Genomic DNA, 13,920 nt, shown 5'->3' with positions numbered 1-13,920 from the left:
CACATGAACACGACGAGCAGGGGCATGACGAGCATGAATGCCCTCCCTCCGCTGACCGGCCGACGAGCCGCGATGCTCTTCGGCGACGAGAGTGGGGCGGCCACCGCCGAGTACGCGATCACGACCATGGCCGCCGTCGCCTTCGCGGGCCTGCTCGTGGTCATCATGAGATCGGATGAGGTGCGCGGCATCCTCACAGATCTCGTGCGCCGGGCGCTGACGGTGGCGTGATGCGCGACCGGGGAGATCGCGAGCGCGGATCCGTGGCCGCCGAGCTCGCGCTCGCCCTCCCCGCGGTCGTGCTCACTCTGCTTCTCGGCGCCGGGGCGCTCGGCGCAGCCGCGCGTCAGGTCGCGCTGCAGGACGCTGCGGCCGATGCCGCGCGGCTGCTCGGTCGGGGTGAGGATGCGGGCAGGGCATCGGGTGTCGTCGCGGGTGCGGTCCCCGGGGCGTCGATGTCGAGTGTCGCATCCGGCGACCTGATCTGCGTCACGGCCCGTGCCGATGTCGCCGTCGGATCGGTCATCCGTCTGCCGCTCGAGGCGGCGAGCTGCGCGCTCGCGGGAGGCCTCTAATGCGGTGCTCGGCGTCGGGTGGCCTCTGATGGCGGGGTCCGCGCTCGCCGCGGGGGTGCTGTCGGTCGCCGCCGCGCTGTCTCTCGGCCTCGTCCTCGTCGGCGGAGCCGCGGTCACCGCGCAGCGCGCCGCCGGAGCTGCCGACGCCGCGGCGCTCGCCGCAGCAGACACAGCGAGCGGTGCGATAGCGGTCGACGGTGACCCCTGCGCCGTGGCCGCGCGCGTCGCTTCAGCTTCCGGCGGCACGCTCACCCGGTGCGTCGTGGAGGGCTTCGTGGCGACCGTACAGGTCGAGGCGGCGTACGCTGGTCTCGCAGCCGTCTCCCGAGCCCGAGCTGGGCCACCCGACGGAAGATGACGGCCGCGCGAAGCACGGTCCGGCGAAAATGCAGGCGACCACTGTGACGAACCCATCACAGCGGTGTGTATGGTGTGCTTCGAAGAAAGGACGCTCCCTTGGCTGAAGGCAAGAAGCTCGTCATCGTCGAGTCTCCGACGAAGATGCGGTCGATTCAGGGGTACCTCGGCGATGGCTACGAGGTGCTCAGCTCTGTCGGCCACATCCGCGACCTCGCAGACAAGAAGGACATCCCTGCCGCTGACAAGCAGGCCTACGGGAAGTACTCGATCGACGTCGACAACGACTTCGACCCCTACTACGTGGTCTCCGATCGCAAGACGAAGACCGTCGCCGAGCTCAAGCGTGCGCTCAAGACCGCCGACGAGCTCCTGCTCGCCACTGATGAGGACCGCGAGGGCGAGGCCATCGCGTGGCACCTTCTCGAGACCCTGAAGCCCAAGGTCCCCGTCAAGCGCATGGTCTTCCACGAGATCACGAAGGACGCGATCCAGGCGGCCATCGGCAACACCCGCGAGCTCGACACCGATCTCGTCGACGCGCAGGAGACCCGGCGCATCCTCGACCGCCTGTACGGCTGGGACGTCTCGCCCGTGCTCTGGTACAAGGTCAAGACCGGTCTCTCGGCAGGACGAGTGCAGTCCGCCGCGACGCGCATGATCGTCGAGCGCGAACGCGAGCGCATGGCCTTCGTGTCGGCCGAGTACTGGGACGTCGAGGCGCTCGCGTCGTCGTCCTCCGGCTTCCGCGTGCGGCTGGTCCGGGTCGACGGCGGTCAGCTCGCCCGCGGCACCGACTTCGACGACACCGGAAAGCTCAAGAAGGCCGTCGTCATCCTCGACGAGAAGAAGGCCGCGGCCCTGGCGCATGCCGTCGACACCGCGGGCGCCGGCGCGGTGACCAAGGTCGAGGCGAAGCCGGGAACCCGCAGCCCCTACGCACCGTTCACGACCTCCACCATGCAGCAGGAGGCCGGTCGCAAGCTCTCGATGAGTGCCAAGCAGGCGATGAGCGTGGCCCAGCGTCTGTACGAAAAGGGCTACATCACCTATATGCGTACCGACTCGGTCGCACTGAGCACGCAGGCGGTGCAGGCGGCTCGCAGTCAGGCCGTGGCCCTCTACGGCGACTCGGCCGTGCCGCTCAAGCCTCGCGTCTACAAGTCGAAGAGCAAGAACGCGCAGGAGGCGCACGAGGCGATCCGCCCGTCGGGCGAGACCTTCCGCACGCCCAAGTCCGTCGCATCCGAGCTCGATCGCGAAGAGCACCGCCTCTACGACCTCATCTGGAAGCGCACCGTCGCCAGCCAGATGGCCGACGCCAAGTACGAGACCACGACCGTCACGATCCTCGTCGACGCGGCAGGTCAGAAGGCCGAGTTCACGGCATCCGGAACCGTCTACACCTTCAAGGGCTTCCTCGACGCGTACGAAGAGGGGCGCGACGAGAAGCGCAACGAGAAGGACGCCGACGAGAACCAGTCGCTCCCGGTCGTCGCCGTCGGCGATGAGCTGCGCATGTCGGATGCCGAGGCCAAAGGCCACCGCACGACCCCGAAGCCGCGCTACACCGAGGCTTCCCTGGTGAAGGCGCTCGAGGAGCACGGCATCGGCCGCCCCTCGACCTTCGCCAGCATCATCGGCACCGTCATCGACCGCGGCTACGCGACCAAGCGTGGCCAGGCACTCGTGCCCACGTGGCTCGCCTTCAGCGTGGTCCGACTGCTCGAAGAGCACTTCGCCGACCTGATCGACTACGACTTCACCGCAGCTCTCGAAGACGACCTCGATGCGATCGCCCGTGGTGAGCAGAAGCGCGTCGAGTGGCTGCGCTCCTTCTATTACGGCTCCGACTCCCATGTCGGCCTCCGCCAGGTGGTCGACAACCTCGGTGAGATCGACGCACGTGCACTGAACTCGACGCCGATCACCGAGAACGCGACCCTGCGGTTCGGCAAGTACGGCCCCTACCTCGAGGTCGCCAACCCCGAGGCGCCCGACGAGAAGCCGCGCATCGTCAACGTCCCCGAAGAGCTCGCACCCGACGAGCTCACCGCCGAGAAGGCGCAGGAGCTGATCGATGCGCCGGTCGCCGGCGATCGCGTGCTCGGCACCAACCCCGAGAACGGCAAGATCATCGTCCTCAAGGACGGCCGCTTCGGACCCTACGTGCAGGAGAACGACCCGGTGTCCGACGACGCGGCGGTCGACGAGGCCACGGGAGAGGTCGTCGAGGCTCCGAAGCCCAAGCGCGGAGCGAAGAAGGATGCCGCGCCCAAGCCGCGCACCGGATCTCTGTTCCGCTCGATGTCGGTCGACACGATCGATCTCGACACCGCACTGCAGCTCCTCAGCCTGCCGCGTGTGGTCGGAACCGACCCCGAGAGCGGCGACGAGATCACCGCTCAGAACGGTCGCTTCGGCCCGTACCTGAAGAAGGGCACCGATTCCCGCTCGCTCGAGAGCGAATCCCAGATCTTCGATGTCACGCTCGAGCAGGCCCTCGAGATCTACAAGCAGCCGAAGTACGGCGCGGGATCCCGCCGCGCATCCAGTGCTCTCGTCGAGTTCGAGGCCGACCCCGTGAGCGGCAAGCCGATCCGCATCCGCGACGGGCGCTTCGGCGCGTACGTGACCGACGGTGAGACGAACGTCACCATCCCGCGAGGACAGAAGGTCGAGGACATCACGTTCGAGACCGCGGTGCAGATGCTCGCCGACAAGCGTGCCAAGGGTCCGGCGCCCAAGCGCGGCGCGGCGAAGAAGGCACCCGCGAAGAAGACGCCCGCGGCGAAGAAGGCTCCCGCCAAGAAGGCTCCCGCCAAGAAGGCTCCGACGGATGCCGAGAAGGCCGCCGCTCGTTCGGCTGCTGCGAAGAAGGCTGCAGCGACGCGCGCCGCCAACGCAGCAGCGAAGCGTCGTGCTGAGTGAGTGCGGCGAATCGACGTGAAGGTCGGGTCGTGACCGCACGTTCCGGAGTGTGGATCACGCTCGAAGGCGGCGACGGCTCGGGCAAGACCACGCAGGCCGATCTCCTCGACACCTGGTTGTCGAACGAGGGCCGCACGGTCGTGCGCACGCGCGAGCCCGGTGGATCCGAGGTCGGCAACCTGATCCGTGACATCGTGCTGCACCATCGCGGTGACATCGCGCCCCGCGCCGAGGCGCTCCTGTACGCCGCCGACCGTGCGCATCACGTGGCGACGGTCGTGCGCCCCGCGCTCACGCGTGGTGAGGTCGTGCTGCAGGATCGCTACCTCGACTCGTCTGTCGCCTACCAGGGCGCCGGACGTGTGCTCGACGGCGAGGAGATCCGCGACCTGTCGCTCTGGGCCGCCGAGGGCGCGCTTCCCGATCTGACGGTGCTGCTCGACCTCGCGCCCGAGGCCGCGCGCGTGCGTCTCGACTCGGCCGACAAGCCGTTCGACCGACTCGAGGCCGAGAAGACCGAGTTCCACGCGCGGGTCCGCGATGCGTACCTGACGCTGGCCGCCGCCGAGCCCGAGCGCTTCCTCGTGCTCGACGCCGACGCGTCTCCCGAGGTGATCGCCGCGCAGATCCGCGAGCGCGTGCAGACTCTTCTCGGCTGAGACCGCGCCGCCAGCGACCGGATGCCGTCTCCGTGCGCGGACGTCGGTGCTCCCGATTAGGCTGAGGACATGCCCCAGACCGTCGCCGCCCCTTTCCCGTGGGTCGATGTGTGGGGGCAGGACGCCGCGGTCGAGACGCTGCGCGCCGCAGCATCCGATCCCGCCGCGCTCTCGCACGCGTGGCTCATCACGGGCCCGCCCGGGTCAGGCCGATCGACTCTGGCGTACGCGTTCGCCGCTGCGCTGATCGCCGATCATCCCGATGACGAGGCGGCGATGCGACAGGTGCTCGCGGGCACGCATCCCGACGTCACGGCTCTGCGCACCGACAAGGTGATCATCACGATCGCCGAGGCGCGCGCTCTGGTCGAGCGCTCGTACTTCGCCCCCTCCGCCGGGCGCTATCGCGTGATCGTCGTCGAAGACGCCGATCGCATGGTCGAACGCACCTCGAACGTCCTGCTCAAGGCGCTCGAAGAACCGCCGGAGCAGACGGTGTGGATCCTCTGCGCGCCCAGCGAGGCCGACCTGCTGCCCACCATCCGCTCACGGGTCCGCTCCCTGCGTCTGCGCGAACCCGACGTCGCCGATGTCGCGCGCCTGATCACGCTGCGCACCGGGGTCGACGAGGCCGTGGCCGAGCAGGCCGCTCGCCACGCGCAGCGCCACATCGGCATGGCGCAGCGACTCGCCACCGACGACGCGGCTCGGCGTCGCCGCGACGAGACCCTGCGGTCGGTGCTCGCGGTCCGCGGGGTCAACGACGCTGTCGACGTCGCCGGACGCATCATCCAGGCCGCCACCGACGATGCGAAGGCGTTGACCGCCGAACGCGATGCCGCCGAGCGCGCCTCCCTGCTGCGCACGGTGGGTATCGCCGAGGGGCAGGCCGTTCCGCCGGCCCTGCGCACGCAGATCTCGGCGCTCGAAGACGACCAGAAGAAGCGCGCGACGCGCAGCCTCCGTGACGGCATCGATCGCGTGCTGACCGACCTGCAGTCGATGTTCCGCGACGTCGTGATGCTGCAGTTCGGCCGCGACGACGAGTTGATCAACCGAGAACTGCGCGACGACCTCGCCGCGCTCGCTGATGCCTGGCCCGAGACCCGCACGCTCGTCGTGCTCGACCACCTAGCCGAGACGCGCCAGTCGCTGGAGCGCAATGTCGCTCCGCTTCTCGCCCTGGAGAGCTTGCTCGTGACCGTCACGAGCGGGAGGACACCGTGACCGACCGACCGACTTCCCGCATGCGGCGCGCAGCCGCCCTCGTCGCAGGGCTCGCGGCGGCAGCCGTCGCCCTGTCCGGATGCCTGTACGCGGCCATTCCCGAGGGCGGAGAGCCCAAGCCCTCGGTCACGAAGGCTCCCGACACCGAGGGCGTCGCCGACGACCTCCTGCCGTTCTACGGCCAGACGCTGACCTGGACCGAGTGCGGCACCGGGTTCGACTGCACCGACGTCACGGCACCGCTCGACTGGGAGAACCCGGGCGACGGCGAGATCACCCTGTCGGTCGTGCGTCATCAGGCGACCGGTGAGGCGCAGGGGTCGCTGCTGACGAACCCCGGCGGGCCGGGAGCGAGCGGTGTCGAGCTCATCCGTGACAGCCTCGACTTCGCGGTCGGCGCCGATCTGATCGAGAACTTCGACGTGATCGGATTCGACCCACGCGGTGTGGGCCAGTCGTCGGCGGTCACCTGTCTGGACGCGGCAGGGATGGACGACTACCTCTACACGCTCCCGACCGCGAAGCGCGGCACGCCGGAGTGGGAGGCCGAGCTGCTCGCCGGGGCCGAGGAGTTCGCGCAGGCGTGCGACGCCAACAGCGACGGCATCCTTCCGCACATCACCACGATCAACTCGGCGCGCGACATGGACCTGATCCGAGCCGTGCTGGGCGACACCGAGCTGAACTACCTCGGATACTCGTACGGCACCTTCCTCGGTGCGACGTACGCATCGCTCTACCCCGACAAGGCGGGCCGTCTCGTGCTCGACGGCGCGATCGACCCCGCGGTGTCGGGGCTCGACGTCGGCGCCACGCAGGCACTCGGCTTCGAGTCGGCGCTCCGCGCGTACATGCAGAGCTGCCTCGACTCGGGGGAGTGCCCGTTCAACGGCACGGTCGACGAGGCGATGGCCGACCTCGGTGCGCTGCTCGCGAGCGTCGACGCCAACCCGCTGCAGAACGGCGACGGACGCATGATGGGTGCCGATGCCCTCATGACCGGCATCATCGCCGCTCTCTACTCGGCCGACAACTGGACCTATCTGACGCAGGCGCTCGACGAGGCTCTGCAAGGCGACCCCACCACCGCCTTCTTCCTCGCGGACTTCTACAACGGCCGCGACCAGGACGGCTCGTACCTCGACAACTCGACCGAGGCCTTCCGTGCGTACAACTGCATGGACTACCCGGTCGAGGACGACCCTGCGGCCGAGGCTGCCATCGAGGCGAAGATCGCCGAGGGCGCACCGACCATCGCCCCGTACTGGAGTGGCCCCGACCCGTGCGAGGTGTGGCCCTACCCGCCCACCGGCACCCGCGGTGAGATCACTGCTGAGGGTGCCGGGCCGATTCTCGTCGTCGGTACGACGAACGATCCGGCCACGCCGTACGAGTGGTCGGAATCCCTCGCCGGTCAGCTCGACGAGGGCGTTCTGATCACCCGTGTGGGCGAGGGGCACACCGGCTACAACAAGGGCAACTCGTGCGTCGACAGCGCCGTGGAGGCGTTCTTCCTCGACGACACGGTGCCCGAGGACGGCCTCCGCTGCGAGTGAGGACGGCGACACTCCAGGGTGTCGACGCGCCGATTCGCGATGTCGCGTCCGCTCGGGTAATATCGATGATCGCGCCGCTTTAGCTCAGTCGGCAGAGCATTTCACTCGTAATGAAAAGGTCGTCAGTTCGATTCTGACAAGCGGCTCCACCAGGCCCCGTGATGCGAAGAACATCGCGGGGCCTTCTGGTTCCCTCCGGGCGGATCGCTTGGGGCGTACTCTCGAAGCATGAGCCGAGCGCTTCTCATCGTCGACGTCCAGAACGACTTCACCGAGGGCGGGGCGCTGGCCGTGGCCGGCGGGGATGCCGTGGCATCCGCTGTGTCCGCGCTGCTCGCCGAGAGGGCGGGTGACTATGACGTGATCATCGCGTCGCGCGACTGGCATGATTCCGAGGGCGACAACGGCGGGCACTTCGCCGAGAGCCCGGATTTCGTCGACACCTGGCCCGTCCATTGCGTCGCCGGATCAGACGGAGCGGACTACGACCCGCTCCTGGTGACCGACGCCGTCACTCACCACGTGCACAAAGGGCAGGGGCGCCCGGCCTATTCGATGTTCGAGGGCGCCACCGTGGCGGGGGAGACCGTGGGGGCGATCCTGACCGCAGCGGGCGCTCTGAGCGCCGATGTCGTCGGCATCGCCACCGACCACTGCGTCCGCGCCTCGGCCCTCGACGCGATCGCCCACGGCGTGCAGGTGCGCGTCTTCACCGACCTGATCGCGGGCGTCGGCGTGGAGTCGAGCGAAGCCGCGCTTGCCGAGCTCGCGCACGCGGGCGCCGAGCTGACCGAGAGCGGTGCTGTGTGACCCGCAGCGTCCTCCTGTTGCGCGCCGTCAACGTCGGCGGCCGGGGCACGGTGCCGATGGCAGAGCTGCGCGCTCTGCTCGCTCCCGAGTTCGGCGAGGTCTCGACCTACATCGCGAGCGGCAACGTCGTGTGCGAGCATCCCGCCGACCCGGATGCGGCGCGGGCGCGGGCCCGCGAGCTGATCGCGGCGGAGTTCGGCGTGGACACCCCGGTGATCCTGCGCACGCACGCTGCGCTCGCACGGGCCGTGGCGGAGCATCCGTTCCCGGAGGCGTCCGAGAAGATGCTGCACGCGATGTTCCTCGAGGGGTCGGCGTCGCCCGGAGCCGTCGAGGCGCTGCACGAACGTCTCGTGCCGGGGGAGCGGATCGCTCTCGTCGGCGACGACCTGTGGATCGACTACGGCGACGGGGGAGTGCAGAACACCAAGCTCACCAAGGCCGTGCTCGACCGGGCGCTCGGTGTCGCCGGCACGGCGCGCAACCTGCGCACGGTGAGAAGGCTCGTCGAGCTCACCGCATGAGCCACCGGGAGCCGTTCGTGCTGGCGCTGCCCTTCGCCGGGCGATGGCTGGTGCAGAACAGTCCGGCGACGCGCGTTCCCAGCCACGCCACGGAGCTCTTCGGAAGCTCTCACGCGATCGACTTCGTCCCGGTCGATGCGGACGGACGCAGCGCCCGACGTGGCCTGCGCAGCGTGTTCGGAAGCGAGAGGCCCGAGGAGTTCGTCGGCTTCGGGCGCGCGATCCTCGCCCCGGTGACCGGAGAGGTCGTGCGCGTCCACGACGGGGAAGAGGACCATGTCGCCCGGCGGTCGATCGGCGCCCTGATCGGATACGCGCTCACTCAGCCCGCCCGTGTGCGGAACGGGGCGCCGGCCATCGCCGGCAACCATGTCGTCATCCGCGCGGATGACGTGCTCGTGCTGCTCGCCCATCTGCGTGAGGGACGTGCGACTCCGCGGGTGGGCGACGTCGTGCACGTGGGGGAGCAGGTCGGCGAGTGCGGCAATTCGGGCAACAGCACCGAGCCGCACCTGCACCTGCAGGTGTCGGAGTCGATCGATCGCCACGGGCGCGGTGTGCCCCTCGCGTTTCGGCGCGCGGACGAACTCCCGTGGGTTCCCGGCAACGGGGAGATCGTCGGCGCCTGAGCCGCGCGATCAGGCCGGAAGGTGGCGAGAGAGCGCCGTCGGCGGCATCTGGGTGCGAGGCTGCAGGTCGACCCGGCGCATCGCGCAGTCTGTGCAGCGCACATACAGCACAGTGCCATCGCTGGTGCGGTGCCGGGATTCCACGAGCCAGGCGTGCTCGTGAGGTACGGGCGTCGAGGGGGTCCGCGGCGTCGGGAGGGTCTGCAGGGAGGTCATGCATCCAGCGTGATGTAATGGCCTTATGCATCTCAACCCTTACGGCGAGTACGCGGTCCTGCTGGCGGCGTCCCTGGCGGATGACTTCCCCGCCGACCGCGCGGGCATCGAAGAGCGAACTCTCGAGATGGGCATGACGATGACGTTCCCGCCTGCCCCCGACGACCACGAGAGGGTGCGAGCGGTCGTGGACGACTGGCTGCGGATCGTCGACGAGAGCGACCCCTCCGCGCGGGCCGGGATGCTCAACGCCCAGATGGCTGAGGCGGCCGCGTATCCCCGGCTCACCGACCACGACGGCGAGGGGTGGCATCTGCATTACCGCGATGACGTGCAGTCGCTGCCGTACGTCCTGCGGGCGATCTTCGCGGTCGGCACCTCACTGCACCTGGTCACCCGGGGCATCGATCGCCTGGGACGGTGCGAGGCCTCGCCCTGCACCCATGTGGTGGTCGACGTCACTCGCAACGGGCGTCAGAGGTTCTGCTCGGTGCGGTGCGCGAACAGAGCGGCGGTCCGGCGTCACCGAGCTCGTGCGAGCGTGTGACACCGGACCGCCGGATGCTGTCGTCAGGGCGAGTGGTCGTCAGGCCGTCTGGCCCGCGTGGCGGCTTTCGGCCACCTCTTCGACGAGCTTGGCGTTGAAGGCCGGAAGGTCGTCGGGAGTGCGGCTGGAGACGAGCCCCTGGTCGACCACGACCTCTTCGTCGACCCAGGTCGCTCCGGCGTTGCGGAGGTCGGTCGCGAGGCTCGGATAGCTCGTGAGCGTGCGACCGTCGACGACACCCGCCTCGATGAGGATCCACGCGCCGTGGCAGATGACGGCCACCGGCTTGTGCTGCTCGAAGAACGTGCGTGCGAGTTCGATCGACGGCTTGTCGAGCCGCAGGTGATCGGCGTTCACGACGCCGCCCGGCAGTACGAGAGCGTCGAACTCGTCTGCCGTGGCATCCGCCGACGTCAGGTCCACGTGCTGCACGTGTCCGTTCTTGCCCTTGATCTGCGCACCCTCGGGTGCGATGAGGGTCGCGCTCGCGCCCTCGGCCTGCACGGCGTCCCAGGGACTGGTCAGCTCACTGTCCTCGAATCCGTCTGTCGCCAGGAATGCCACTCGGCTGTCGGTGAGAGTCGCCATGATGCGTCCTTTCGTAGAGGGTCAGGTCCCGGATGGGGACGCTTCGACCCTCTCGCACGATCCGGACGCCGAGAAGGGGGTGGCCGTATCGAGAGGGCGGTGATACGCGCGCGGATCAGTTCTCGGTGGGCGCTCCCGGCATCGCTCGACTGCGCCAGGAGCCGCCCATGCGGTCATACGTGACGATCGCGTGGCAATTCCGGCAGCGGACGTCGCACCTGGCGAGCTCCTCGGCGATGACGCCGAGGCTGAAGCCGTTGCGCACGAGTTGCATCACCGTATCTCGTTTTCCTGCCTGAGGTCGATGATCGAAGTCGAGGACCCTGAGATCGGCAGCGCCGCAGTCGGTGCAGGGATGACTACGCAGATACTCCGTGATGAACTCGATGCTCTCGGCGCGCTGCGCTGCTTGCACGCGTGCGAGCGTACGTCCGGCCACCGACATCGCCGGCGTCATCCGATCGCTCCGGAAAATGGTGGGCCCTGTGGGGATCGAACCCACAACCCGCGGATTAACCTGCCACTTCGACTTTCGCCGCCATCCTCACGGATGTTCGTGGTCTGGACTGTCCCTTCACCATGGCTTTCGCCGAAGGTGCCACCCGTCCAGTCTCTACACCTTCCGGACCAGGTCCGGCTTGGCTCGGGATTGCCATCTGTCTCCAGGAAGGGTTCCCCGACTTTGAGTGGTGTCATCCTCGGAGTTTCCTCCGAGGCGCTCCTATTTCGTTGAAGTCCGCTGCTCTGCCAATTGAGCTAAAGGCCCGTACACCGGCCCGCAGGCCGACCTTCTCATCCTAGCTTGCGTTCGCACTGCGCCCGCAGGCGGGCGCACAGAACAGGCCGCCGACGAGGTGCCTCGTCGACGGCCCGTTCTTCTGCCCGCCATCCTCCCCCGAGTGGAGGGCAGTGTGTTCCGAGTTCCCAGCTCGGTGTCCCGTGCTTACTCAGCCGGGGGCATCAGCACCGAGTCGATCAGGTACACGGTGGCGTTGGCGGTCTGCACGCCGCCGCAGATGACGTTGGCGTCGTTGACCATCAGCTCGTCGCCGCTGCCGGTGACCTCGAGGTCAGCACCCTGAACGGTGGTCTGCGTGCCGACGATGTCGTCCGGAGTGATCTGGCCGGGGACCACGTGGTACGTCAGGATCGAGCTCAGCGTGGCGCTGTCGGTCTTGAGGCCCTCGATGGTGGCCGGGTCGATCTTCGCGAAGGCCTCGTCGACCGGTGCGAAGACGGTGAACTCGTCGCCGTTGAGCGTGTCGACCAGGTTGACGTCGGGGTTGAGCTGTCCGCTCACGGCTGCGACCAGCGTGGTGAGCAGCGGGTTGTTGGACGCGGCGACTGCCACCGGGTCCTGAGCCATGCCGGCGACCGATCCGTCGCCGTCCGGCACTGCCTCGGCGTATGCCGCGCAGCCGGGGCCGACGAGGTTGGCGGCCGGGTCCATGGTCTCGGTCTCGGGAGCCATCGTCTCGGACGACTCGGGAGCCGACGACTCCGACGGCTCGTCGGTGCTGGTGGTGCCACCCATGGAACATCCGGCGAGCACGAACGCGCTTGCCAGGCCGAGGGTGATCGCTGCGGTGACCTTCTTCTTGGTGCTGAACATCTCGAGCTCCTTGAGAATCTCTGCCACGGCCTCTCCGTGGCGTTGACAGGTGTTCGGAGCCCGCCTCGGAACGGATGGGAGATTCTCAGAACTTTTTTGAGATCGGCTGATCTCCAATCCGATTCGGGGGCTGTGGCGAACAGGTTTCGACGTCACGCGTTAAGAGGACTCCTCGACGCGGGAGGCATCAGGATCTTCGCCGGCCGGATCGGTGAGATCTTTTCCGTCACTTTCGCGTGACGGTTGCGCGGGAATGCATGGAGGATGCGGCATGCTGGTAGAGATGGTCATCGATGGGATGGCCGTACCCGAAGACGGTACGGCACGGGATGCTGTCGCTGACCTGCTCGTGCGCATCGGCGACGGAGATCAGCGCGCGTTCGCGGAGCTGTACGACATGCTCTCGTCGCGCGTCTTCGGACTCATCCTCCGAGTGCTGGTCAACCGCTCTCAGAGCGAAGAGGTCCTTCAGGAAGTTTTTCTGGAGATCTGGCAATCCGCTTCCAAGTTCGCTCCGAACAAGGGACAGGGAAGAACCTGGGTGATGACGATCGCGCACCGTCGTGCGGTCGACCGGGTACGAGCATCTCAGTCCAGCGCGGACCGAGACGTGCGTGCCGGGTTCAGAGAGATCGGGGTCGCGCACGACAGTGTCGCGGAGACGGTCGAGCTGGGCATCGAGGGCGAGAAGGTCGTTCAGGCTCTCGCAGGCCTTCCCGAGGCACAGCGCGAAGCTCTCGTCCTGGCCTACTACGGCGGATACAGTCAGAACGAAGTGGCAGTGCTCGTGGGAGCACCGCTGGGGACTATCAAGACACGGATGCGAGATGGGCTCTCGCGTCTCAGGACAGCTATGGGGGTGACGGCATGAACGAGAAGGAATTCGCGGACCTCGCGGCAGGAGCAGCGCTCGACGCGCTGTCTCCCGACGACGCGGAGCGGTACCACGCGGCACTCGTCGCGCACCCCGAATGGCAGGGCATCGTCGATGCGGATGCCGACAGCGCGACCTTCCTCGCACTCGGTGCGGCCCCGATGGCCCCCGCACCCGAACTCCGAGCGGCGCTCCTGGCACGCATCGCCGTCACGCCGCAGACCGGCGACATCACCGACTTAGGAGTCACCAGCACCCCCGCTGCTGTGGACCCCGACGAACATCGTGCAGAACCGATCGTCACGGAGACTGCTGCCGGCGCCACCGCGCCGAAGGCGCCCGCGCATCCGCTTCGCGTGCTGTTCGCGCTCGCCGCATGCCTCGCGCTGCTCGTGGGTGTGGGTGTCGGCGCCGTGGCTCTCAACGACTACGTGAATCGCCCGGCGAGCGTGGTCGCTCTGCAGGAGATCCAGTCGGCGGAGGACGCCCAGGAGGCCTCCATCGAGCTCGCCGACGGCGGCACGGCCACGGCTCACTGGTCGGCATCGCTCGGCACAGCGGTGCTCGTCGCCGACGGCATCGAGACGTTGCCCGAGGATCGCGCCTACGAACTGTGGTTCGTGCGCGGTGAGACGCCGATCTCGGCGGGAGTCTTCGAAGCCGACGGGGGAGACGCCACGGCGGTCCTTGCGGGCGAGATGCACGAGGGTGACATCATCGCGGTCACGGTCGAGCAGGCCGGGGGCTCGCCGAGCGGCCTGCCGACGACCGACCCTGTCATCGCCATCCCGACGGCCTGACCGCGCGGATCGCGC

At 68.4% G+C, this 13,920-nt stretch carries 17 protein-coding genes and 1 tRNA gene; 14 read left to right on the top strand and 4 right to left on the bottom strand.

Features of this window, described 5'->3' with window-relative positions; genetic code table 11:
• The first annotated feature begins 24 nt into the window (after positions 1-24).
• The 11 genes from IXW21_RS08165 (at position 25) to IXW21_RS08115 (ending at position 9,268) form a co-directional block, all read left to right on the top strand.
• Positions 25-231: a DUF4244 domain-containing protein gene (locus IXW21_RS08165; RefSeq protein ID WP_194763794.1), complete on the top strand. Its 207-nt coding sequence runs from the start codon at positions 25-27 to the stop codon at positions 229-231.
• A complete protein-coding gene (locus IXW21_RS08160) occupies positions 231-575 on the top strand; it encodes a TadE family type IV pilus minor pilin (RefSeq protein WP_194763755.1) in 345 nt (114 codons plus the stop codon). Before IXW21_RS08165 ends, IXW21_RS08160 begins: the two co-directional genes overlap by 1 nt.
• Before the next feature lie 28 nt (positions 576-603).
• On the top strand, positions 604-933 hold the full coding sequence (locus IXW21_RS08155; RefSeq protein WP_194763754.1) for an Rv3654c family TadE-like protein: 330 nt from the start codon (positions 604-606) through the stop codon (positions 931-933).
• Positions 934-1,031: 98 nt separating this feature from the next.
• On the top strand, positions 1,032-3,863 hold the full coding sequence (topA, locus tag IXW21_RS08150) for a type I DNA topoisomerase (RefSeq protein WP_194763753.1): 2,832 nt from the start codon (positions 1,032-1,034) through the stop codon (positions 3,861-3,863).
• Positions 3,864-3,892: 29 nt separating this feature from the next.
• Positions 3,893-4,522 carry a dTMP kinase gene (gene tmk / locus IXW21_RS08145; protein ID WP_194763752.1) on the top strand — a complete coding sequence of 210 codons (630 nt, stop codon included), beginning with the start codon at positions 3,893-3,895 and terminating at the stop codon, positions 4,520-4,522.
• A gap of 69 nt (positions 4,523-4,591) precedes the next feature.
• Entirely contained in the window at positions 4,592-5,749 is a 1,158-nt protein-coding gene (locus tag IXW21_RS08140) for a DNA polymerase III subunit delta' (RefSeq protein WP_194763751.1), read from the top strand.
• A gap of 20 nt (positions 5,750-5,769) precedes the next feature.
• The gene (locus tag IXW21_RS08135; RefSeq protein WP_194763750.1) at positions 5,770-7,305 is read left to right on the top strand and encodes an alpha/beta hydrolase; all 1,536 of its coding nucleotides are present in this window, start codon (positions 5,770-5,772) and stop codon (positions 7,303-7,305) included.
• A 73-nt stretch (positions 7,306-7,378) separates the two neighbouring features.
• A tRNA-Thr gene (locus tag IXW21_RS08130) sits at positions 7,379-7,454 on the top strand.
• Between the two features lie 79 nt (positions 7,455-7,533).
• Positions 7,534-8,115, top strand: coding sequence for an isochorismatase family protein (locus IXW21_RS08125; RefSeq protein WP_194763749.1), 582 nt, complete (start codon positions 7,534-7,536; stop codon positions 8,113-8,115).
• Positions 8,112-8,639, top strand: a complete 528-nt coding sequence (locus IXW21_RS08120; protein ID WP_194763748.1) for a DUF1697 domain-containing protein — start codon at positions 8,112-8,114, stop codon at positions 8,637-8,639. Before IXW21_RS08125 ends, IXW21_RS08120 begins: the two co-directional genes overlap by 4 nt.
• Positions 8,636-9,268, top strand: coding sequence for a peptidoglycan DD-metalloendopeptidase family protein (locus IXW21_RS08115; RefSeq protein WP_194763747.1), 633 nt, complete (start codon positions 8,636-8,638; stop codon positions 9,266-9,268). Before IXW21_RS08120 ends, IXW21_RS08115 begins: the two co-directional genes overlap by 4 nt.
• A 9-nt stretch (positions 9,269-9,277) precedes the next feature.
• On the opposite strand, the gene IXW21_RS08110 is transcribed toward IXW21_RS08115, so the two are convergent.
• Positions 9,278-9,484, bottom strand: coding sequence for a hypothetical protein (locus IXW21_RS08110; protein ID WP_194763746.1), 207 nt, complete (start codon positions 9,482-9,484; stop codon positions 9,278-9,280).
• A gap of 25 nt (positions 9,485-9,509) precedes the next feature.
• Between IXW21_RS08110 and IXW21_RS08105 the strand changes: the two genes are divergently transcribed.
• Positions 9,510-10,031: a CGNR zinc finger domain-containing protein gene (locus IXW21_RS08105; RefSeq protein WP_194763745.1), complete on the top strand. Its 522-nt coding sequence runs from the start codon at positions 9,510-9,512 to the stop codon at positions 10,029-10,031.
• 39 nt (positions 10,032-10,070) lie between these two features.
• Here the strand turns inward: IXW21_RS08105 and IXW21_RS08100 are convergent, their stop codons facing one another.
• The 3 genes from IXW21_RS08100 to IXW21_RS08090 all read right to left on the bottom strand — a co-directional run bounded on the left by IXW21_RS08100 (position 10,071) and on the right by IXW21_RS08090 (position 12,231).
• On the bottom strand, positions 10,071-10,619 hold the full coding sequence (locus IXW21_RS08100; RefSeq protein WP_194763744.1) for a type 1 glutamine amidotransferase domain-containing protein: 549 nt from the start codon (positions 10,617-10,619) through the stop codon (positions 10,071-10,073).
• Positions 10,620-10,734: 115 nt separating this feature from the next.
• A complete protein-coding gene (locus tag IXW21_RS08095; protein WP_194763743.1) occupies positions 10,735-11,034 on the bottom strand; it encodes a hypothetical protein in 300 nt (99 codons plus the stop codon).
• 528 nt (positions 11,035-11,562) lie between these two features.
• On the bottom strand, positions 11,563-12,231 hold the full coding sequence (locus IXW21_RS08090; protein ID WP_194763793.1) for a fasciclin domain-containing protein: 669 nt from the start codon (positions 12,229-12,231) through the stop codon (positions 11,563-11,565).
• Positions 12,232-12,502: 271 nt separating this feature from the next.
• On the opposite strand from IXW21_RS08090, the gene sigK reads away from it, so the two are divergent.
• Positions 12,503-13,102 carry an ECF RNA polymerase sigma factor SigK gene (gene sigK, locus IXW21_RS08085; protein WP_194763742.1) on the top strand — a complete coding sequence of 200 codons (600 nt, stop codon included), beginning with the start codon at positions 12,503-12,505 and terminating at the stop codon, positions 13,100-13,102.
• Entirely contained in the window at positions 13,099-13,905 is an 807-nt protein-coding gene (locus IXW21_RS08080) for an anti-sigma factor (protein ID WP_194763741.1), read from the top strand. Before sigK ends, IXW21_RS08080 begins: the two co-directional genes overlap by 4 nt.
• Positions 13,906-13,920: the final 15 nt, after the last annotated feature.

The sequence above is a fragment of the Microbacterium sp. UFMG61 genome, from assembly GCF_015354505.1.
Taxonomy (GTDB): Bacteria; Actinomycetota; Actinomycetes; order Actinomycetales; family Microbacteriaceae; genus Microbacterium.
Note: the sequence above shows the minus strand (reverse complement) of the source record. Positions and strands in the feature narration are given on the sequence as shown.

Excerpts from the sequence above, each read along its gene's own strand:
- sigK (WP_194763742.1), top strand. The coding sequence starts at position 12,503 with ATGCTGGTAGAGATGGTCATCGATGGGATGGCCGTACCCGAAGACGGT.
- IXW21_RS08080 (WP_194763741.1), top strand. The coding sequence starts at position 13,099 with ATGAACGAGAAGGAATTCGCGGACCTCGCGGCAGGAGCAGCGCTCGAC.
- IXW21_RS08165 (WP_194763794.1), top strand. The coding sequence starts at position 25 with ATGACGAGCATGAATGCCCTCCCTCCGCTGACCGGCCGACGAGCCGCG.
- IXW21_RS08110 (WP_194763746.1), bottom strand. The coding sequence starts at position 9,484 with ATGACCTCCCTGCAGACCCTCCCGACGCCGCGGACCCCCTCGACGCCC.
- IXW21_RS08125 (WP_194763749.1), top strand. The coding sequence starts at position 7,534 with ATGAGCCGAGCGCTTCTCATCGTCGACGTCCAGAACGACTTCACCGAG.
- IXW21_RS08135 (WP_194763750.1), top strand. The coding sequence starts at position 5,770 with ATGCGGCGCGCAGCCGCCCTCGTCGCAGGGCTCGCGGCGGCAGCCGTC.
- IXW21_RS08140 (WP_194763751.1), top strand. The coding sequence starts at position 4,592 with ATGCCCCAGACCGTCGCCGCCCCTTTCCCGTGGGTCGATGTGTGGGGG.
- IXW21_RS08105 (WP_194763745.1), top strand. The coding sequence starts at position 9,510 with ATGCATCTCAACCCTTACGGCGAGTACGCGGTCCTGCTGGCGGCGTCC.
- IXW21_RS08100 (WP_194763744.1), bottom strand. The coding sequence starts at position 10,619 with ATGGCGACTCTCACCGACAGCCGAGTGGCATTCCTGGCGACAGACGGA.
- IXW21_RS08090 (WP_194763793.1), bottom strand. The coding sequence starts at position 12,231 with ATGTTCAGCACCAAGAAGAAGGTCACCGCAGCGATCACCCTCGGCCTG.
- IXW21_RS08155 (WP_194763754.1), top strand. The coding sequence starts at position 604 with ATGGCGGGGTCCGCGCTCGCCGCGGGGGTGCTGTCGGTCGCCGCCGCG.
- IXW21_RS08160 (WP_194763755.1), top strand. The coding sequence starts at position 231 with ATGCGCGACCGGGGAGATCGCGAGCGCGGATCCGTGGCCGCCGAGCTC.
- IXW21_RS08115 (WP_194763747.1), top strand. The coding sequence starts at position 8,636 with ATGAGCCACCGGGAGCCGTTCGTGCTGGCGCTGCCCTTCGCCGGGCGA.